The sequence below is a fragment of the Labilibaculum filiforme genome, from assembly GCF_002843315.1.
Lineage (GTDB): Bacteria > Bacteroidota > Bacteroidia > Bacteroidales > Marinifilaceae > Labilibaculum > Labilibaculum filiforme.
This window is the reverse complement of sequence record NZ_MVDD01000010.1, coordinates 61,153-82,083: the sequence shown is the minus strand read 5'-3', so window position 1 is coordinate 82,083 and position 20,931 is coordinate 61,153. Positions and strand designations below refer to the sequence as shown.

The 20,931-nt window shown below is 35.7% G+C and carries 16 protein-coding genes; 8 read left to right on the top strand and 8 right to left on the bottom strand.

Translation table 11 applies throughout. The features are described from left to right. Window positions 1-22 precede the first annotated feature (22 nt). The 6 genes from BZG02_RS13960 to BZG02_RS13935 all read right to left on the bottom strand — a co-directional run bounded on the left by BZG02_RS13960 (window position 23) and on the right by BZG02_RS13935 (window position 11,509). The gene (locus tag BZG02_RS13960) at window positions 23-5,665 is read right to left on the bottom strand and encodes a T9SS type A sorting domain-containing protein (protein ID WP_101262063.1); all 5,643 of its coding nucleotides are present in this window, start codon (window positions 5,663-5,665) and stop codon (window positions 23-25) included. A 275-nt stretch (window positions 5,666-5,940) separates the two neighbouring features. Continuing rightward, complete coding sequence (locus BZG02_RS13955) at window positions 5,941-7,878, bottom strand: PBP1 and LysM peptidoglycan-binding domain-containing protein (protein ID WP_101262062.1); 1,938 nt, start codon at window positions 7,876-7,878, stop codon at window positions 5,941-5,943. Between the two features lie 182 nt (window positions 7,879-8,060). Beyond that, on the bottom strand, window positions 8,061-8,516 hold the full coding sequence (locus BZG02_RS13950; RefSeq protein ID WP_101262061.1) for a ferritin family protein: 456 nt from the start codon (window positions 8,514-8,516) through the stop codon (window positions 8,061-8,063). A gap of 178 nt (window positions 8,517-8,694) precedes the next feature. Continuing rightward, entirely contained in the window at window positions 8,695-9,153 is a 459-nt protein-coding gene (locus BZG02_RS13945) for a ferritin family protein (protein WP_101262060.1), read from the bottom strand. Window positions 9,154-9,164: 11 nt separating this feature from the next. Next, a complete protein-coding gene (gene gltA / locus BZG02_RS13940; protein ID WP_101262059.1) occupies window positions 9,165-10,667 on the bottom strand; it encodes an NADPH-dependent glutamate synthase in 1,503 nt (500 codons plus the stop codon). Between the two features lie 23 nt (window positions 10,668-10,690). Continuing rightward, window positions 10,691-11,509 carry a sulfide/dihydroorotate dehydrogenase-like FAD/NAD-binding protein gene (locus BZG02_RS13935; RefSeq protein ID WP_101262058.1) on the bottom strand — a complete coding sequence of 273 codons (819 nt, stop codon included), beginning with the start codon at window positions 11,507-11,509 and terminating at the stop codon, window positions 10,691-10,693. 1,554 nt (window positions 11,510-13,063) lie between these two features. Between BZG02_RS13935 and BZG02_RS13930 the strand changes: the two genes are divergently transcribed. The 3 genes from BZG02_RS13930 to BZG02_RS13920 all read left to right on the top strand — a co-directional run bounded on the left by BZG02_RS13930 (window position 13,064) and on the right by BZG02_RS13920 (window position 14,082). Further along, window positions 13,064-13,399 (top strand): TraR/DksA family transcriptional regulator, encoded by a 336-nt coding sequence (locus BZG02_RS13930; RefSeq protein ID WP_101262057.1) that lies wholly within the window; start codon window positions 13,064-13,066, stop codon window positions 13,397-13,399. A gap of 44 nt (window positions 13,400-13,443) precedes the next feature. Next, window positions 13,444-13,647 carry a PLDc N-terminal domain-containing protein gene (locus tag BZG02_RS13925; protein ID WP_180335730.1) on the top strand — a complete coding sequence of 68 codons (204 nt, stop codon included), beginning with the start codon at window positions 13,444-13,446 and terminating at the stop codon, window positions 13,645-13,647. Window positions 13,648-13,746: 99 nt separating this feature from the next. Further along, window positions 13,747-14,082 (top strand): translation initiation factor, encoded by a 336-nt coding sequence (locus BZG02_RS13920; RefSeq protein WP_101262055.1) that lies wholly within the window; start codon window positions 13,747-13,749, stop codon window positions 14,080-14,082. Window positions 14,083-14,280: 198 nt separating this feature from the next. Here the strand turns inward: BZG02_RS13920 and BZG02_RS13915 are convergent, their stop codons facing one another. Continuing rightward, window positions 14,281-15,228, bottom strand: a complete 948-nt coding sequence (locus tag BZG02_RS13915) for a phosphoribosylaminoimidazolesuccinocarboxamide synthase (RefSeq protein ID WP_101262054.1) — start codon at window positions 15,226-15,228, stop codon at window positions 14,281-14,283. 236 nt (window positions 15,229-15,464) lie between these two features. Next, window positions 15,465-16,442: a PhoH family protein gene (locus tag BZG02_RS13910; RefSeq protein WP_101262053.1), complete on the bottom strand. Its 978-nt coding sequence runs from the start codon at window positions 16,440-16,442 to the stop codon at window positions 15,465-15,467. Between the two features lie 138 nt (window positions 16,443-16,580). Here BZG02_RS13910 and BZG02_RS13905 point away from each other — a divergent pair, with 138 nt between their 5' ends. From BZG02_RS13905 to BZG02_RS21030, 5 genes are all read left to right on the top strand, one after another. Then, window positions 16,581-17,369, top strand: a complete 789-nt coding sequence (locus BZG02_RS13905; RefSeq protein WP_101262052.1) for an SAM hydrolase/SAM-dependent halogenase family protein — start codon at window positions 16,581-16,583, stop codon at window positions 17,367-17,369. Continuing rightward, window positions 17,359-17,640 carry a putative quinol monooxygenase gene (locus BZG02_RS13900; RefSeq protein WP_101262051.1) on the top strand — a complete coding sequence of 94 codons (282 nt, stop codon included), beginning with the start codon at window positions 17,359-17,361 and terminating at the stop codon, window positions 17,638-17,640. Before BZG02_RS13905 ends, BZG02_RS13900 begins: the two co-directional genes overlap by 11 nt. Before the next feature lie 330 nt (window positions 17,641-17,970). After that, window positions 17,971-19,920, top strand: a complete 1,950-nt coding sequence (locus BZG02_RS13895; RefSeq protein WP_101262050.1) for an ATP-binding protein — start codon at window positions 17,971-17,973, stop codon at window positions 19,918-19,920. A 150-nt stretch (window positions 19,921-20,070) separates the two neighbouring features. Further along, window positions 20,071-20,316 (top strand): aspartate/glutamate racemase family protein, encoded by a 246-nt coding sequence (locus BZG02_RS21035; RefSeq protein WP_218972247.1) that lies wholly within the window; start codon window positions 20,071-20,073, stop codon window positions 20,314-20,316. A gap of 9 nt (window positions 20,317-20,325) precedes the next feature. Beyond that, the gene (locus tag BZG02_RS21030) at window positions 20,326-20,766 is read left to right on the top strand and encodes an aspartate/glutamate racemase family protein (RefSeq protein WP_218972246.1); all 441 of its coding nucleotides are present in this window, start codon (window positions 20,326-20,328) and stop codon (window positions 20,764-20,766) included. The last annotated feature ends 165 nt before the right edge of the window (window positions 20,767-20,931 follow it).

The following is a 20,931-nucleotide window of genomic DNA, read 5'->3' as shown; positions in this document are numbered from 1 at the left end:
AATTGGAAAGCCCGTTTCTATTTTATTGAATTATTAATTTTGTTCGAACCACTTTGGTTGGATACTGAATACTTAAGAAATAAATACCTCCTGTCAGATTTTTTAGATCGAAAGCAATCCGACTGTTTCGAAGGCCATTTTCGATATTTCTTGTAGCAACCAATTTTCCTGCCTGATCGAATATTCGCAAGATTCCATCCTGATCAGAATTGGAAATTTTTACAAAAAATTCGCCCTTACTTGGATTTGGATAAATTGCCACTCCCGTTTCTTCAATTAAATCTTCAATACCGGTAGTAATAAAAATCTGTTGGGACTTTTTACTATCCGGACAGGCAAAATTAGAAGCCGTTAGGCTAACTACATATCCAGATCCATTAGCATTCGTTAATGCGAACGAATGACTAGGATCAAACTCGCTACTGATTACTCCATCACCAAAATCCCACAAAATATCTGTTGCATTCACGCTTAAATTTGTAAAATCAACCCGATTGTAATCCATTTCAAAAGTAAAATCAGCAAAGGGTGGTTCAATTGGACTCACAGTAACCGCATTGGAATATTGAGTAGTAAAACCTTCTTTTGAAACCTTTGCCCGATATATCGCATTTTCAACCACTTCATCGGAAATAAAAATCTCAGAAGTTTCTCCTACTACATCTTGATAACTATCATTCAGATCATCGAACTTTTGCCATTGAATATTCCCATCAGAACCGACCAAAGTAATGCTGGAGCTGGCTCCATAACAAACCATTTCAGGATTTACTTTCGCCGTTCCTGCCCTATTAACAAGAGGTTCGGGAATTGTAAAAGACTGAGATAACTTAGGAATTATTCCCGTTCCTTCAAACTCAAGTCGCGCTCCAACAACCTCCCTTTCACTTTTTGCACTTAAATCAGTAAACTGAACCAATCCGTTACGTGCAATCTGAGTTAAACTTCCTGCAAGCAACCAATCCCCAGTATCTGCTCTTTTAACAGCTATTGGTGTTTCATTATCGGTAATACACATATTACGAAACTGATCTTGTAACTTAAGTTGTGGCTGTACCAACAACACATCTCCATTTTTTTGTGGAGCCGATGGTTCTTTTACAATTACCAGATATTTCGATTTTCCATGATGAATGCTTTGTTCAAACCGAACAGTATCGTAATTACCAGAATAGATATATATGGAATCGACCCCTGATTTTTGAAGAATTGAAGTCACACTTGGATCAAATGTAATTTTCCCAGGTTCAGAAATATCATAATTTCCCTCTAAGCTTCGAATACCGTATCGAATATCAAAAATAAGCGACCTCCAGGTTTTATTGTCGGTAAATTCCACAAAGAAACTTTCATCAACGCTAGCATTAACAGCACCAGCAATTACTGGTGGTATTGGAATTACAATATTAAAACTATCCGACACCACATTCGGCAAAGAATTGGAAGTGAACAACAACCGTGCCCCTTCTACCCGATCCTCACTAGTTGCAGTTAAATTTATATAGCTTACTATACCTCCAAGAGCGCTTATGGTTTTAGTTCCTCCCAAACTCCATAAATCTACCTCATCAGTCTCCGATCCATCGGAATATTTCGACACTAAAATTTGAGTCGAATTATCTTTTTCACACTTATTTTTATATTGATCCTTTAATTGTAATTTAGGTTGTTTTGCAAGAGTATCTCCATTATTTTCAGGCCCAATTGGTTGCTCAATTATTACCATTTCTGTGGATATACCATGTCCAATTTCCTGTTCAACCATTGCATTTGCATACCCGTTAGCAACAACAATAATAGTATCGGTTCTTGCAATCTGTAACAATGAATCCCGATCGGGATAAAAAGTAATACTACCTGCTGTAATTAGGTAAGAAGTATCTACTAACGTTTTACCGGCAAATGATATAGCAGCAATTGAATCTCTCCAACTAGCATTATCTGTAGTGCTTATGGTAAAGGCATTATCCACAGTAACATCCGAAGCCTCAATAAGTTTAATTATAGGAACTGGGAGTTTAAACAAACTAGAAACCACCGTATCTTTATCGAATGAAAATTGTAAATAAGCGGAATCGATAGCAATTTCGCTTGTTGCAGTTAAATCAGTAAAACGAAACTCTCCGCCTGCCGATTGAACCTGCATAGTACCACTTAACGACCAAGCTTTCTGATCGTATTTAATCACATTTACAAGTGTCGCATTATCTCCAGTACAATCATTTAAATATTGATCGCTCAATTTTAAAATAGGCTGTTGTACTAATAATTCGCCATTAACAGTCGGACCTATTGGTTGACTAGTAATAAGAAGACTATCCGCTACTCCATGATCAATTTCCTGCTGTATTGTATCGTGTGCAAATCCTCTAGACTGTACAATAATCTGGAAAGTTCCACTTTTCTGCAGAAATTCCGATTCCGATGGAATCAACTCTAACTCTCCGGCTTGACTCGCATTATAACTTGTAGTACTCAATGCACTTTCGTTAACAGTCACCACATTAATACGACTTCTCCAAACAGAATCTTCTGCAAAAGTAATTTTGAAAGGATTATCGACGGTAACATCACTAGCTGCAGTTAAAACAGGAGATCCACTAACATCTGGAATATCAAAAGATGTAGAAACTACAGTAGTTAAATCGGTAGCACTAAATTGTAATGTTGCACCAATTACTGGAGCTGTGCTATATGCCGATATATCGGTAAAAGTAACAATACCATTAACAGCAGTTTGTTCTATAGTTCCAGCTAAACTCCAATTGCCAGTATCATTCCTAGCAAGCGTAATAGTCTTCTGAATTTCTGTAGTACATTCATTTGCGTACTGATCTAAAAATCGCAAAATAGGTTGTTGATCGAGCAAATCACCATTCGTTACTGGCGCTGTTGGTTGTTGAGTGATCTCCATACTTGCAATTGCTCCGTGACCAATTTCTTGTTCCACCAAAACATTAGTATAACCTAAAGAATGAATCGAAATGGTAAAAGTTCCTGCCTTTTGCAGCAATACCTCTTGCGAAATATGAAAAGTAATTGTCTCTGTTCCTACTGTGTAAGCCGAAGCAAGCAAAGTATCTCCCGCGTAAGTAATTGTTTTGATACTGCTACTCCAGCTGTCGTCATTAGCAGAAAAATTTAAGCTAAAATCGGCATCAACAGTAAGTCCAACTGCAGGATTAATATTTGGAGGAGTTAATAGTTCGGCAATATTAAATAGATTCGAATTTACAGCAGTAACACCAGCTCCGGAAAAGCTTAGAAAAGCTCCAGTAATAGCAGTCTCACTCGAAGCACTTAAATCATTATAAGTAAGCTCTCCCGACGAGACCGTTTGCACGAAGGTACCACTCAAATTCCAAGCCTGAGTATCGCCTTTAGCTACAGTAAGCTCGAAAGTACTGTTTCCCACACAACTATTACTATATTGGTCACGTATCGAAATTTTTGGTTGATTCTCTAAATTTCCACCATTTACAAGGGGAGCCGTTGGTTGCTGATCAATAAATATAGTATCAGGAATACCATGCTTTATTTCCTGCGAAACCCTCGCATTTTGATATCCTCTGGCATACACCAAAATATCTTTTGTTCCCGATAATTGTAAGTCGGTACTTTTCGAAGGATCGAAACCAATGATCCCTGATTGTGTTGCATCATAAACATCTGTTGCTAAAAGACTTCCACCATAAAAAATAGAATCAATCTCTCCCTGCCAACTTGCACTTTCCAAGAAAGTAACATCAAACTGAGCATCCACAGTCGCATTTGTTGATGCAATAAGGGAAGGAGCAATAGAAGGTGCTGGAATAATAAATGAATCAGACTCCTGGCTTGTTAGTCCTGTACCAGAAAAGGTGATTGTTGCATCGCTTACCTGATCTGTACTTCTGGCGGTCAGATCGGTAAAATCAACAATCCCATTAGTTACCATTAACGAAGTAGTTCCCTCTACTACCCAGCTTCCTCCTGTTGCATTTGCAATAATTGTTAGTGTACTATTTGCAGTACAATCATTTAAATATTGATCGTGTAGTTTTACACTTGGTTGAGTTTGTAGTAGAGCTGCATTACTTGCAGGTTGTTGCGGTTGAGCAGTAATAACTATAGATTTAGCTACACCATGTCCTATTTCCTGTAACACTGAATCTTTCAAAAATGAAGTAGAAAAAATAGAAATATATTTGCTGGCTACAGTCTGCAAAATAGACGATTCGGCGGGTTTGAAGGTTATTGCACCTAACTCAGAAGTATCGTAAGCTCCTACAGGCAAAACCTCTGTTCCGTATCTAATTTCTGTAATTTTATTTCTCCAAGCTTCATTATCAGGAAATGTAATGGTAAAACTTGAATCAACCGTAGCATTCAATGCCGCGGTCAATGCCGGAGCAGTAGCTAAATCAGGAATAATAAATGTATCTGAATTAACCTCTGTAAACCCTGTTGCTGAAAAAGCAATAAAAGCATCTTCAATTTCTGCACTACTCGATGCGGTTAAATCTGTATAACCAGCAGAACCATTAGTTACTTTTTTCACTACTGTTCCTCCTAAGTTCCAAACAAATGAGTCTCCTTTTGTTGCTGTAATTTCAATCGTATTTTCGCTTGTACAATCATTCTCATATTGATCTCGAAGCATGATAACCGGTTGATTTGCCAATGCCTCGCCATTAGAAGCTGGAGCCGTTGGTTGCAAAACAATTACCATATCCGAAGCAATCCCATGCTTTATTTGTTGAGAAACACTTGCATTAGCATATCCTCTAGCATAAACAATCATATTTTTTGTTGCCGTTTTCTGCAAGTTGACATCTTCGCTGGGTGTAAACGTAATTTTTTCCGATTGTGTTTTATTGTAAGCATCTTCACTTAATTTAAACCCTCCATAGGTAATTGAATCAATAGTCGATTGCCAATTCGTATTTACAGCGAATCCTATTTCAAATTCGTTATCGACAGTGGCTGTTGAGGAAGCTATTAAATTTGGAACCGGTTTCGGTGCTGGAATGGCAAATGCATCCGACACTAATACAGGTAAGCTTTCACTTGTAAATGTGATGGTAGCCGTTGTAAGTTCCGCATCGCTCCTTGCTTTCAAATCATCAAAAGTAAAGGTACCACCTGATGCTTGTTTTTGTTTGATACCATCTAAAAACCAAGTCCCTCCCGATTCACTTGCCGTGATTTCACTAGTACTATCACCCGTGCAATTATTCGCATACTTATCCTGTAATTTCACATGAGGTTGTGTTCCCAAATCTTCTCCATTTGCAGACGGAGCTGTTGGTTGATCCACCATAACAAGACTTGCAGCAACACCATGACCGATTGTTTGTGAAAACACGGCATCCAAGTAGGTGCTATTTGTTACGATGGTAACATCTAATGTTGTATCGTTCTGAAAATAAACACTTAGAGAAGGTGTAAAAATAATTTCTCCACTAGTAGTAGCTGTATCATAAGCAGATGGATCGATAACATCATCCCCATAACGAATTTGAGAAATAAGACTTTGCCATGTACCATCATCGGTAAAAGTAAGAGTAAAAGGAATGTCAACAGTTACTCCCGACACTGAATTTAATACTGGAGGTGTAGTTTGAGCATGAACAATAATAGTAGTGAAAACCCATAGGATTCCCAAGAGTAGATATTTTTTCATAATTACAGGACTTTAGATAACTAACACTTAGCTACTACCAAAGCCTATACCACTATAAACAACACGCTAACAATCTGAACGATACAATAAATCTATTTTCTCTCATATTTGTCCGATAATGGATAATAGAAAGAGAAACGTAAAAAAAACAGTCCCTACAGGCTCTTTCTTCTTCAAAAAAAAAGACCTCCTATTATGGATGATTTATCCGTAAACGGATAAAAAAAAACCGAATCGTTAAGATTCGGTTTCTAATAAAAAATTTTCAGTCGCTGCTATTTCACCTCCGAAGTATATTTATATTTTGGAAAGGTATGTCTAATTTTAAAATCTCGAGAATAATTAACAACGTGTACACCTTGATTTTCAAGACCTCCAAATGCATTTACTCTTTTAAAATGGAAGTTTGATTGCAATAAATCCAATTTAACTTCATTTAAATGATCAGGAAAACTACTTCCATAAGCACCTACGGCTTTGGAGAAATATCGACACAAATCAAACGCCCTAAAACTAAAATCATTTGGTTCACACTTAAATTTCTCTCTAAAATCGGAGACAAATAAATCCACCTTATCCTCCTTATAGTCAATATTATATGGTGTAATTACACTTAAGTTTAAGTTATAGAATAGCTCTGCATCCAAACTGTTATATCGTTGCCAAACAGGAAAACCCATGAGTCTAATATCATAACGCTGACTTAGCACATTTAAATTAGAAATAATATTTTCGACGTAAGGTTGTTTCGTAGAAGGCACAATAATTACATTTTCGCAGGTATCACTCAACATTCGTTCAATTCCAACAAGTCCATATTCGTCAAAGGAAATCTTTTTGTAAGTCATTGCTCCATTTTCCCAATACTTTCCTTTTACAAACATATTTCGTTCTATATCTGTCACCAATTGAAATTCGTTTAAATGTTCATAACGATCGGGATGAACAACAACTAAATTCTTGGTATCTAAATCGAAACAAACATAATCCGATATCGCTCCACAAATCGACTGAATAGAAGTATTCATCTGAATAACGAACGGATTCGTTGTTAACTCCGAATTCTTTGGAGAGAGAGGAGATATAATAGGAATTCTTCTTCGCTGAGCAAAATCTGCCACAATCGAGAAGGTATTTTGATACACCGGTCCAATCATAAAATCCAAATCGGTATACTGCAATCCTGCAAGAATTCCTTGAACACGCTCTACACTTTTTTCTGTATCAAAAACATGAAGATCAATTGATAATCCTTCTTTTTGAAGGGAATCTACTGCCAAAAGAACACCTTGATAGAAACGAATAAAATCGTGAGATTTACTATATAAAATTCGTTGATTTCTTTCGGTAACAATTTCGAAGGTATCTCGATAAGAAACACTCCTATTTATAGAATCGTTGGCATTTAAATATAGAGGAAGAAATAGTGCGATTCTTATTTTCTTCTGACTTACTGGAATTGGAACCACCTCACTAACAACAGACTCCAGCTGTTCGTATTTTTTCACAACTGAATCCTTCACTACTTTCTTTTCTACAAAATATTCTGGAGGCACCAAATACCTAGGAATTCGAACCCAATCTCCAATTTTTAAAGCCGTACTTTTCAATTTTGGATTTAATTTCTTGAATTTTCGGAGGTTCATAGAAAAATTTCGAGATATAGAAGATTCTGTATCCCCCTGTTTTATCACATAATAGTAATAATTCTTATCGTGTTTCGGAACCGTGCTAACCTGTGGTTTTTTTACAATTTTTGGAACTTTAACAATTGTACCTAAACGAAGGCTCTCCCCCATTTCTGGATTTGCGGCTTTTATTAAAGCCATTTCCACCTCATATTTTTTATACAGAGAAAATAAGGTATCTCCTTTTTTTACTATGTGATAAAAGAAATTATTGTCTTCTTTTTCAACTAAAACAGGAGAAAGAACGGTTTCGGCATCAACAACCGGAATTCTTAAGACTTCACCAATCTTCACCGTTGCTTCCGTTTTACGGTTCACTTGCAAAATAACTGCAAGGTCGACACCATATGCTCTACTAATAGAAAATAAAGTTTGCTTCTCTTTTACAAGATGCAAAAAACAGGTTTGTCCACCCACAACAACCTTATTATTAGATAGCTCTACTGTTGTAGTTTGAGCTTTCGTAACATGTACTGCCCCAACAAGGAGGCATATCAGAAGTATACTTCGAAAAAAATAATGCATTAATTATCTGTATTTCAAATATTTATAGTTTACCAGCAATAACTAACAAAAATACTAAAGTCCGCTTGGAAAACAAAATATCTACAATAATTGAACCGTAAAAAACGAAAATCGAAATTCCGGAATAGAATTTCGATTTCATCGAGCCTTAAGACTAGTAGTTTCGCTTAAAACTTACTAGATCAATTTTCCACTAAAATATGTTCCTCATACTCTATTTCAAATTTCAATCTTTGTCGTGCTTCATCATTTGCCAAAGCTAAAAATGTTTCTTTGCATTCCTTATTTAATGCACTATCGGCCATATTCAAATAGAATTTAAATTTGGCCTTTTCTTTTTTCATAGCAAGAATTAGTGCATCCTGATAGTTGAGATCGTTTTTTGAGTGATCTATATTCTCAAGACTATTTGTAATTTTCATATCCTGAACTTGGTTCATATTTAATTCAGGTTTTGCATCCTTCATTTTTTCTAAACGCAGCATTCTGGCCGTTTTTTCCAATGCAATGTTTCGAAAAAGTCTCTTTACGTTCTTACTGTCCATTCGATTCGCAACCTCGGAGTAAAACTCAATTTCATCCATTTCCTCATCAATTGCATAATCAATAATTTCCTCAAAAGTCCTAAAAATTTTCATCCTTTGTTTTTGTTAATTTATACTATCAAACCATTTTTAAAAGCAATATTAAATTGATTTATTTTCCTTTTTCACTTGACCATATAAGTTACAAAATATTCATATTCAAGACAAAAGAATTTTTAAGCAAAAAAAAGAGCCTTGATTTCTCAAGACTCTTTTCCATATAATTATCGTTCTAATTCTCGGTTAAAATATTACTATCGTATTCCACTTCAAAACGCAACTTATGCTTTGCTTCTTCTTGAGCAAGCATTAAGAATAACTTTTTTGAAGGCTCATCGATAGCCGCAGATGCAAGATCATTATACAATCGAAAAGCAATTTTTTCCTTTTTCATGGCTAAAATCAATGCTTCTTGATAGGTAATATTTGTTTTATCCACATCTACATCCAGCAAATAATCAGCAATTTTTAAATCGGCAATTTTGGCTTCCGACACCTTATATTTTTTACCATTTTTAATAGCTTCCAGCTTAGCGCGATGACCAAGTTCCTCTAAAGCATATTGCTCAAAAGTATTTTTCATCTCCTGGTGCTTCATTTTACCAGCAAGTTCTGTATAAAAATCAGCTGCCAATTGCTCTTCATTAATGGCAAAATCCAAAATATCTTCAAGTGAATTAAATTCTTTCATAGCTATCAATTTTAAAGTTCTACTTTTTTTGACAAATACTTCTCTTTCAAATATACATCCATATTCGCTGCTGCTTTTCGACCATCACCCATAGCCAAAATTACGGTAGCACCACCACGAACAATATCGCCACCGGCAAAAACTTCTGGTATTGATGATTGCATTTTATCTTTAACAACTTCAATAGTTCCCCATTTCGAAACCTCTAATCCTTCTACCGAATTTGGAATCAATGGATTTGGAGAGACCCCAACTGCAACAACCACAACGGTTGCATCAATAGTATATTCAGAACCTTCCATTGGAATTGGTCTTCTTCTTCCGGAAGCATCCGGCTCACCCAACTCCATTTTCTGAACTTTAATTTGACTTACACGATGATTATCGTCAGCAATATATTCTATTGGATTTGTTAAAGTAAGAAATTCTATTCCTTCTTGTTTTGCATGATGTACCTCTTCTAAACGAGCTGGCATCTCTTCTTCAGAACGACGATATACAATCATTGCTCTTTCGGCACCCAATCGTTTTGCAGTACGAACCGAATCCATAGCCGTATTACCACCTCCAACAACTACCACGTTTTTACCGCGTAATATTGGCGTGTCCGATTCTTCCGAATCAGCACCCATTAAATTTACACGGGTTAAATATTCATTTGATGACATGATTCCGTTAGAATTTTCACCTGGAATATTCATAAATCGAGGCAAACCAGCACCACTACCTACATAGAATGCTTTGAATCCTTCTTTCTTTAAATCATCTAAACTTGCTGTTTGACCTACAATATAATTGGTAATGAATTTTACGCCCATTTTACGTAAATTTTCAATTTCTACGTCAACAACAGCATTTGGCAAACGAAATTCAGGAATACCATATTTCAAAACTCCACCAATTTCATGAAGTGCCTCAAAAACGGTAACATCGTAACCCGATTTCGCCATATCGCCAGCAAAAGATAAACCCGATGGTCCAGAACCAATCACGGCTACTTTAACACCATTCGGCTCAGCCAGCTCAGGAACTGAAATTACACCCGATTCTCTTTCAAAATCGGCCGCAAAACGCTCCAAATGACCAATTGCCACAGATTTAAGGTTCAATTTCTCAACATAAAAACATCTCGCCTCACATTGTGCTTCCTGTGGACAAACACGACCACAAACTGCTGGCAATGCACTTGTTTCTTTTAAAACTGCAGCTGCACCCAAAATATCACCGCGTTCAATATTTTTAATAAATTTAGGAATATTGATGCTTACTGGACAACCTTCCATACAGGTAGGATTTACACAATCCATACAACGAGTAGCTTCTAACATTGCTTCCTCTTTGCTCAGTCCGATATTTACCTCAACACGTTGCGACTTAATACGCTCTTCGGGAGCCATTTCGTGCATCTCAACTCTTTCAATCGCCATGCGATCTTTAGCTTTTGTCTTCTTTTGGAGTTCGACTCTCCACTCTTGTTTACGCTCGTTTTTTATATATTCCTCAGACCTTTCCATTGTCCTGTTTTGTCTTTAGTTGATTAATTTTGAAAATGATCCATTTTATCATTTTCCTCTTCCTTGTAACCTCCTAATCTCGACATCATTTCGTCAAAATCAATTTTATGAGCATCAAACTCAGGTCCATCCACGCAAGTGAATTTCGTTTTACCATCAACAGTAACTCTACATGCACCGCACATACCAGTTCCGTCAACCATAATACTATTCAAACTCGCCATGGTAGGAATTTCATATTTCTTAGTTAGTAAGGAACAGAATTTCATCATGATAGCAGGACCAATGGTAATACACTCATCAACTTTTTCGCGTTTAATTACCTCTTCCATTCCTTCAGTAACCAAACCTTTCCGTCCATGCGATCCATCATCAGTCATCACAATTAGCTCATCGGAATGTTTACGCATTTCGTCTTCCAAAATCAAAAGTTCTTTCGACCTTGCAGCAATAACAGTAATTACACGATTGCCTGCTTTTTTATAGGCTTCAACAATAGGAAGCAAAGGCGCTACACCTACACCACCACCGCTACAAAGCACAGTGCCAACATTGTGAATTTCAGTTGGTTTTCCTAATGGACCAACTAAATCGGTAATATACTCTCCAACCTCAAGATTACACAACTTGGTAGACGATACGCCCATTTTCTGAACGATAATGGTAATAGTTCCTTTTGCAATATCAGCTCCGGCAATAGTAAAAGGAACACGTTCCCCTTTTTCACCTACTCTAACAATTACAAAATTACCAGGTTTACGAGCCTTAGCAATTAGAGGTGCTTCCACCACAATTTTCACTACTTTTTCTGAAAAATTTTCTTTTTCAACTATCTTGTTCATTACTTTTCTTAGATAAATGAATGAATAAAATGCTAAATAACCGTAACAACCAAGTCAAATGATCTGATATGCAATCGATCTCACTCAGATATTACGGTACATATTTATCGTTCAAAAGTATAAAGAAGTAAGATTACAGCCTAGCCAAACACCTATAAATTAGAGGGGGAAAATACTTTAGATTGAATCTAGATAATCAATATTCTCATCAATTCTATTCCCGAACACAAAACCTCACCTATCGTGCTGAAATGATGAATTTGCAAATAAAAACTAGTCAATAACTATCTGTCTCTGCGATGGAGCCTAAGCGACTAAAGTAATCTGTTATTGGTAGAGCTTCCAAAGCTACTTTTTAAGTGCCAACTTTATAACTTATCAAAATTGCTAGCCTTATGGTACGGTTTCTAATAATTGTTGCCATGATTATAATGTTAATCCTTTACGGAGACATTTTTAAATTCAAAAGCCACTGCTTGTGAATGATTAGATGTAGCATATAACTTATAGAATCGATTAAACTCTTCTAGGTTTCTATAATCAGATTCATTTTTTTTAGCCAACTCTTTTTCGAAATTTGCCCAAGTGTCAAATATCTCAATTATCATTGAACTTAGTTCGTATTTTCCATTATCCAAATGGTTTGAGAATATAATTGCTTGCAAAAAACCATCCAAATCTTAGTAAACTCACAATGGTTTTTATCTCTATTCTCTTAGTTTGAGATTACTTCACTCGCTTAGGCTCATTCGTAATGACAGGTATTAAACAACTATTGAGAGCCTCACTAAAAATGAAGTGAACCCCAAAAGTTGGACGGTCATGCTCTGACTATAGGCAAGCTGTAACTATCATTCTATAACTATGGTTTTTCAAACACATTGAGAGCCTCACAAAAACCCGACAGCGTCGAAGACCTGTCGGCGTTAACATTTGCCAAAGCGAAAATCAGTAAACGCTGTCGGGAACAAACACGCCGACAGGTTGTTCAAATTCAAGCTTTATTAATCCCGATTTTCGGGAACAAAAAAAGTGAGACCCTCAAAATATTGACCATCATGCTCTAACTATAGGCGAGCTGTAAATGTCAGGGTATGACTAAAGTTTATCCACTCCTAATTATCATTAAGAAAATACCCCAAACCCCTAAAGGGCTTATTGGTAGCATTTATGAAAGTCCCCTTCAGGGGATTTAGGGGTAAAATGAAGATTTCATTAATCCCGATTTTCGGGAACAAAAAAAGTGGAACCCTCAAATTCACATTCCGTCATGCTCTGACTATAGGCAAGCTGTAAATGTCAGGGTATGACTAAAGTTTATCCACTCCTAATTATCCTTAAGAAAATACCCCAAACCCCTAAAGGGCTTATTGGCAGCATTTATGAAAGTCCCCTTCAGGGGATTTAGGGGTAAAATGAAGATTTCATTGATCCCGATTTTCGGGAACAAAAAAAGTGGAACCCTCAAATTCTTATTTCGTCATGCTCTGACTATAATAAATAAACGTAAGATTTTCTGTTATCTTTGATAATCCCGAAATTAATAAACAATAGATGATACAGGACGAAAAGATCAATATTGAAACCCATATAAAAGAAAAAATAGAACAGTTGGGAAAAGATATCGTAATGCTAAAGGATTTAACAACTCCAGAGGCTCCTGATTGCGCCATTGGCAGAGTTAGCAGAATGGATGCCATAAACAACCGAAGTGTAAACGAAGCTGCTTTGCGTAAAAAAGAGGTTCAACTATCAGCATTAAAAGAAACACTCAAAAATATCGATTCAGATGATTTTGGAAAATGTATAAAATGCGGAAATCAAATTCCAATTGGAAGAATCATGATTATGCCCGAAAGTAATAAATGTGTAAATTGCGCCAGCAAATAAGCCTATTTAAGTTATCTAACAGCATCTCACGAAATAAAAACTCAATGATCTTATCCATACTATTTGACATTTGGCTACTAACCAAACTAATAGGAATCCTACTTCCAGTGCTTGCAATTATCGATATTCTTCGTCGAGATTTATTGGGAATAAACAGGTTAATCTGGATATTACTTGTGGTATTTATCCCTTTTGTTGGCTCAATCATCTATTTCTATGATCGCTTTACCTACAAAGCTAAAATTTAAATATCTTTGTTCTGATAGTAATAATTGACTTGTGCTTGGTGGTGAAATTCCCATTTTAGACTATTTTCTATACACTAACGTCTAACCTACTTTATTAAAATGGCAAAAAGTAAAAAAAATATCGTTTACTCAACGAATCCCGATTACAATTACGAATACGATGAAGAATCGGTAGAAGAAACCTTAGCTCCTAACAAACAAAAGCTAAGAGTATTACTAGACAAAAAACAACGAAAAGGTAAGGTTGTTACTTTAATTGAAGGTTTTGTTGGTACTGCTGATGATCTAAAAGAATTAGGCAAAATATTAAAAAGTAAATGTGGTGGCGGAGGTTCTGCAAAAGATGGAGAAATCTTAATTCAAGGCGATCATCGCGATAAAATAATGGATCTTTTAAAAGCAGAAGGCTACCAAGTAAAACGCGTGGGAGGATGATTTTAAAGATCTTAGAAATGAAATTTCTGATATTAGACAAATCAAATCTCATTCTTTTATACGATTTTAGATACAAAATTACACAAATGATCTAATACAAAAACCGAAATCCATTACAGATTTCGGTTTTATTTTTTCTTCCCTTTTAGTCCCATTTAGGGGATTTATGGGTAATTATCTTATGGCGTTTCCAACTTATTACAAAGTCTTCAAGCAATCCGAAATATTTTTTTCAATTCTAGCATTAACACTTTTGGCATCTGCCTTTACAAATTTTTCTCCAATTATTTTTTCGTACAATTCGATGTAACGCTCCGAAATCTGATTTACTTTTTCATCGGTCATTTCAGGAACTTTCTGTCCATCCTTACCTTGAAAACCATTCTCCATTAACCATTCGCGAACAAACTCTTTCGACAATTGTTTTTGTTGCTCATTCTTAGCCAAACGCTCAGCATATCCTTCCGAATAAAAATAACGGGATGAATCTGGAGTATGAATTTCGTCGATTAAATAAATAACACCCTCTTTTTTACCGAACTCATATTTAGTATCCACTAAAATCAGACCTTTTTCGGCAGCAATTTCAGTTCCTCTAGCAAATAAAGCTTGAGTATATTTTTCAAGCGCTTCGTAATCTTCCTTTGCTACAATGCCTTGTTTTAAAATTTCTTCTTTAGAAATATCCTCATCGTGACCTTCCATAGCCTTGGTAGTTGGCGTAATAATAGGATTCTCGAATTTCTGATTTTCTTTCATTCCTTCGGGCATTGGCACACCACAAAGCATACGTTTCCCAGCTTTATACTCCCTCCAGGCATGACCAGTTAAGTAACCTCTAATTACCATTTCGACCATAAAAGGCTCTGCTAAGTGTCCAATAGTTACCATTGGATCTGGAGTTGCAATTTTCCAGTTTGGAACGATATCAGCAGTAGCATCTAAAAAGCGAGTAGCAATTTGGTTCAATACTTGCCCCTTAAATGGAATCCCTTCAGGCAACACAACATCAAAAGCTGAAATACGATCAGAAACAACCATAGCAAGATACTCGTCGTTAATATTATAAACGTCTCTTACCTTACCTACGTAGAGATTCTTTTGATTCGGAAAATTAAAATCTGTTTTAACAATTGCTTCTTTCATTGCTCCAAAAATTCAAATAATTTATAAAAATGGTTTATACAATTAAGCCGATAGTCGAAACTATCTGCTACTGTCTGATTTTCAATGCAATCCACTCCTTTCAAATGGATTCTGAGAAAATCAGAATTCAATATTAATGCGAAGATAGATAAAAGTAAAAACGTAGAAAAGCAGGAATAACTATTTATATTCCTCCCTGTCGTCTTTTTACAAAACTATTTACTACTTAGGTATTTTTACTCCTCCTTATTTTCTCTCCATTTATCTTTTCTTTCCTCTTCTATTTCGTAGGCACTAACAATCTCTTTTACCAAACGGTGGCGAATAATATCCGATTTATCGAACTCGACCATTGCAATGCCTTTTATATCCTTTAATATCCGAAAAGCCTGAATTAAGCCTGAATGTTGTTTTCTAGGCAAGTCAATTTGTGTAATATCACCAGTAATCATAAACTTACCACTAATTCCCATACGAGTTAAAAACATTTTTAACTGCTTAGTGGTTGTATTTTGTGCTTCATCTAAAATTACAAAAGCCTCGTTTAAAGTTCTTCCCCGCATGTAAGCCAAAGGCGCAATTTGAATTATTTCAGCCTCTAAATAATCTGCCAATTTACGGGCCGGAATCATATCCAATAAGGCATCGTATAAGGGTTGCAAATAAGGATCAATTTTCTCCTTTAAATCGCCAGGTAAAAACCCCAAATTCTCGCCAGCCTCTACGGCAGGCCTGCTTAAAATAATTTTTTTCACTTCGGAATTCCGCAATGCCTTCACTGCCAATGCAATTGCAGTATAGGTTTTCCCCGATCCTGCTGGTCCAACCGCAAAAATCATATCATTTTTAGCCGCTTTTTCTACCAACTTTTTTTGATTGGCAGTGCGGGCACGAATAATCTTCCCATTATTACCAAAAAGAATAACACTTTTAGGATCATCAGGATCTGCAATTTCAGGAGTATTTTCCAACACAATTCGTTTGATATTTGCTAAGGTTAGCACATTATACTGGTTGTAGTGCTGTATCAACAAATCCACCTTCATTTCAAATAAATCGAGCGTTTTTTCTTCACCACTAGCAAATATCTCGTTCCCTCTGCCAACTATTTTCAATTTTGGAAACATCTCCTTTAAGAGTGCCAATTTTGAATTATTAATTCCGTAAAATTCAAGAGGATCAATTACCCCTAAAGATATGCTCTTTTCAATCATATATTCCGTTCAATATTCATTACTTTTGAGCCTACAAATTAATTATTAATTTGATTTGTTTAGCAGTACAAAAGAGAAATGTGAATAATATTTTCGATATTAATAAATTCTCTTTCTTTTTAAAATTTAGATCCGTTTATGGCAATAATAAGTTTAACTACCGACTGGCAACACCGCGATTACTACTTAGGAGCACTTAAGGGGAGACTGCTATCTATCTGTCCAGATGCTCAATTAGTCGATTTAAGTCACAATGTAGACAACTACAATATCTCTCAAGCATCTTTTATTATAAAAAATGCCTTTATTCACTTTCCCAAAGGAAGCATTCATATAATAGGCGTTAAATCGGAGGAAACTCCCGAACACCCGCACTTAGCAGTAAAATATCAGGATCATTATTTTATTGGTGCCGACAATGGTATTTTTAGTTTGGTAATGAAAGGCGATCCTCAAGAAATTGTTCGCATCGAAAACACCGAAAAGGAAGCTCAATTCCTTACTTTCCCAGAACTAAATATCTTTTCCAAAGTTGCAGCTCACATTAGTAAACACAATAGTCTTGCGGGATTAGGACCGACACAAAAATCATTATACCGCTTAGTTCCCATCCGCGCATTAATTCAGAAAGGAACAATTACCGGACAGGTAATTTACATTGATTCCTATGGAAATGTAACCACCAATATTTCAAAAGAATTGTTCGAATCGATGAATCAGAAAAGAGAATTTGAAATATTGGTACAAAGTAATCATTACCGAATCACCAAAATCAATAAAAATTATTTCGAAAACTCCGAAGGCGATTTTTTAGCTCTATTCAACTCCTCGGGATTACTAGAAATAGCAATAAACAAAGGCAACTTAGCCGAATTGTTGCAATTAGATATTAACTCCGATATTAGAATCAAATTTCATGATCATTAGATTTGTTAAACTAGAAATACATCCAGAACACATTCTCGATTTTAAAACCTTCACCAGTGCCGAAAAAGAGGATATTATTACTTTTCCTGGCTGTTCTCATCTCGAAGTTTTACAGGATGTAAACAATCCATCGGTCTTTTTCACAGTAAGCCACTGGCAATCGGAGAATGCTTTAAACCAGTACCGAGATTCCTCTTTTTTTCAGACCAACTGGAAAAAAGTAAAACTATGGTTTACCGCCAAACCCGAAGCCTGGAGTTTATCTAAATAACTTATTTGGACGTATCCCTCTTCCCCCGCAAACAGGCCAGCACAATCGGGTCAGGCTTTTCGTTCCTACTCCGCACCACTCGCACAAAAAGCCTAAACTGCGTGGTATCCACTACAATCCTTTACGCAAACTTCCCATAATACGTATACATAACTTTTTTCAAACAGAAAATCAAAATTTCTGTTCTATAACTTTTCGAATATCATAACCTCTTACAATTTGCTCCGTAAACAAATATTCGTAACTTAACAATACGCATTAATAAAACAAATAGTCATTATTGACTCCTCTCGTTTTACGTTATCACAAACACACATTAAAGATCTATAAATGAGCAAAGGAATTAGATATATCACCAATTTTTTCATTCTAATTATTATATGTATCACCCTACTAATAGGTAGCTCTTTAGCTTGGAATATCCACAAAGAATATCAAACATCTTACGAATTAGCTAAAGTAGAAGCACTTGGCTCTTATAATAAAGATTTAGCCTTTCGGCGATGGGCATCCTTACATGGAGGCGTTTACGTTCCCATTACCGACTCCATTCAGCCAAACCCACACTTAAACTTTCTGCCCGATCAAAATATAAGCACCACAACAGGAAAAAGCCTAACCCTAGTAAACCCGGCATACATGACTCGTTTGGTTTTTCATTTTGAAGAGGAACAATACGGACAAAAAGGACATATTACCAGCTTAAAACCTATTAATCCGGGTAATATGGCGGATGAATGGGAAGCAAAAGCGCTAAAACTATTTGAAAAAGGAGAAACAGAATACTCTAGTGTTGAAACGATGAATAACCAAAAGTATTTACGTTTAATGCTACCAATGATCGTTGAAAACAGTTGCTTAAAATGCCATGCCAATCAAGGGTATAAACTTGGAGATATCCGAGGAGGAATTAGTGTTTCGATGCCAATGAATAAATATACCTCTATTGTGCGAGCTAAAATTGATGGCATGATATTCACACATCTAATTTCATATATTGCCATGCTGTTTTTCTGCACCTTAGGCTACCGAAGAATTAGAATTGAAATGAAAAAACACGATGTTGCTCAGAAAAAAGTAATAAAAAATGAAGCACTACTTGTACAACAAAATAAAGAATTAATTCAAGCAGAAGGAAGAGCTGTAGAAAGCGATCGATTAAAAACTATTTTTCTACAAAACATGAGTCATGAAATTAGAACTCCAATGAATGCCATTATGGGATTCTCTTCCCTACTCTCTGATCAACTAGACAATAAAGAATGTGTTGAGGAGTATTCTAATATTATTACTCAGCGATGCAACGATCTTCTTTCCATTATTAATGATATTATAGATATCTCGAAAATAGAAACCGAACAAGTCCTTTTTGAAATTGAAGAATGTAACTTGCCAACAACTATTCTTGAAATTGAAGCATTGTTTAGAGAAGAACAAATTCGACAAAATAAACAAACTATTCAATTGGTAAGTAACCATTCGGAAATCAATATGGAGACTTTTATCACCGACAAAGAAAAACTAAAGAAAATAGCAACAAATTTAATTAGTAATGCACTAAAATTCACCGACAAGGGCACAATTAAAATAGATCTTGAAATAGATACTCATAAAAATATCATTCTTCGGGTTTCGGACACTGGAATTGGAATTCCAAATTCAGAATTTAAACATATTTTTGAACGTTTTGCCCAAATTGAACAAGGTGCCAATCGTATTTTTAGTGGCACTGGATTAGGTTTATCAATTGTTCAAGGACTTACAAACTCCCTGCAGGGAACAATCCATATCGATTCTGATCTTGGCAAAGGAAGTACATTCACAATTACTTTGCCTCAAAAATCTATTCGTAAAAATAGTAATGCCAAACCAAAATACCATGCAAGCATGCAGGAATACGATTTTGATGGAAAAACCATATTAATTGTTGAAGACGACGAAACCAATGCACTTTACTTGAAAGAAGTTTTTAGCAGAACTCCTGCCAAAATTATTCATGCCAATAATGGAGCCACTGCGGTAAAAATTGCATTATCGCAAAATATAGATGTCGTTTTAATGGACATTCGTCTACCCGATTTTAGTGGCTACGAGGCTACCCAACAAATTAAAAAAGGCAAGAGAGATATGGTAATTATTGCCCAAACCGCTTATGCGTCTAGTCAAGACAGACAAAAAGCGTTCGATTCGGGATGCAACGAATACCTCAGTAAACCTGTGAAAGCAAAAAACCTTCTCGAATTAGTCAATAAACACCTAAAAGAAAGTGCAATTTTTTAAATTAATTGTTCCAGACAGCTTCGTAACCAATAAAATACTTTAAAAAACACAGCTGTTTATTTGGTTCGTTCTATTTGTACACACCAAATTGTAAATAATAAACCGCATCTTTATTCGATCTTTTTAACCTCTTACTAAATTTAAATTAGAATGAAAACAATAGGACTAATAGGTGGAATGAGCTGGGAATCATCTGCTGTTTACTATGATTTGATCAACAAAAAAGTAAGAGAATTATTAGGCGGATTTCATTCCTGCAAAAGCATACTACTCACTGTTGATTTTGATAAAATTGTAGCATTACAACACGAAGAAGAATGGGAAACTCTCGATAATATGATGGTAAAAGCCGCACAGCAATTAGAACGTGCTGGGTCAGATATTATCGTTCTTTGAACCAACACCATGCATTTATGCAGTCCGGCAATTATTAAAAGCATCTCTATTCCATTTTTGCACATTGCAGAAGCTGCTGGCATGGCAATTGCTGAGAAAAACATCAAAAAAGTGGCCTTGCTAGGCACAAAATTCACGATGGAAAAAGATTTCTACAAAAAATATCTAAACGATAAGTTCAATATCGAAGTAATAATTCCAACTGATGCAGAAAGAGAGCAAATTCACCATATTATTTATCAAGAATTAGTTCATGGTAACTTCAAAGATGAATCGAGAAATATCTATAAGAAAATAATTAAAAATTTGGAAAAACGAGGTGCCGAAGGAGTTATTTTAGGTTGTACCGAAATCCCTCTACTTATCTCAGAATCGGATGTGGACATTCCGACCTTTGATACCACCACCATTCATGCCGAAAAAGCCGTTGAATGGGCTTTACAAAGCTAATAAGAACAATACAAACCACTTTAAGCCTAGAAAACAGTCTTGCACAAATGCAAACAATTCTTTAAAACCCGTTAAGGGTTTGAGGACAAGAAATAGGTAGTTGAGCTTTATTTCCTGTATCTTTACACGCGGAAACACATCCACAACAATAATCAGAATAAAAAT

Coding starts and splice junctions, on each gene's coding strand:
- BZG02_RS13960 (WP_101262063.1), bottom strand. CDS start 5,665: ATGAAAAAATATCTACTCTTGGGAATCCTATGGGTTTTCACTACTATT.
- BZG02_RS13955 (WP_101262062.1), bottom strand. CDS start 7,878: ATGCATTATTTTTTTCGAAGTATACTTCTGATATGCCTCCTTGTTGGG.
- BZG02_RS13950 (WP_101262061.1), bottom strand. CDS start 8,516: ATGAAAATTTTTAGGACTTTTGAGGAAATTATTGATTATGCAATTGAT.
- BZG02_RS13945 (WP_101262060.1), bottom strand. CDS start 9,153: ATGAAAGAATTTAATTCACTTGAAGATATTTTGGATTTTGCCATTAAT.
- gltA (WP_101262059.1), bottom strand. CDS start 10,667: ATGGAAAGGTCTGAGGAATATATAAAAAACGAGCGTAAACAAGAGTGG.
- BZG02_RS13935 (WP_101262058.1), bottom strand. CDS start 11,509: ATGAACAAGATAGTTGAAAAAGAAAATTTTTCAGAAAAAGTAGTGAAA.
- BZG02_RS13930 (WP_101262057.1), top strand. CDS start 13,064: ATGATACAGGACGAAAAGATCAATATTGAAACCCATATAAAAGAAAAA.
- BZG02_RS13925 (WP_180335730.1), top strand. CDS start 13,444: ATGATCTTATCCATACTATTTGACATTTGGCTACTAACCAAACTAATA.
- BZG02_RS13920 (WP_101262055.1), top strand. CDS start 13,747: ATGGCAAAAAGTAAAAAAAATATCGTTTACTCAACGAATCCCGATTAC.
- BZG02_RS13915 (WP_101262054.1), bottom strand. CDS start 15,228: ATGAAAGAAGCAATTGTTAAAACAGATTTTAATTTTCCGAATCAAAAG.
- BZG02_RS13910 (WP_101262053.1), bottom strand. CDS start 16,442: ATGATTGAAAAGAGCATATCTTTAGGGGTAATTGATCCTCTTGAATTT.
- BZG02_RS13905 (WP_101262052.1), top strand. CDS start 16,581: ATGGCAATAATAAGTTTAACTACCGACTGGCAACACCGCGATTACTAC.
- BZG02_RS13900 (WP_101262051.1), top strand. CDS start 17,359: ATGATCATTAGATTTGTTAAACTAGAAATACATCCAGAACACATTCTC.
- BZG02_RS13895 (WP_101262050.1), top strand. CDS start 17,971: ATGAGCAAAGGAATTAGATATATCACCAATTTTTTCATTCTAATTATT.
- BZG02_RS21035 (WP_218972247.1), top strand. CDS start 20,071: ATGAAAACAATAGGACTAATAGGTGGAATGAGCTGGGAATCATCTGCT.
- BZG02_RS21030 (WP_218972246.1), top strand. CDS start 20,326: ATGCATTTATGCAGTCCGGCAATTATTAAAAGCATCTCTATTCCATTT.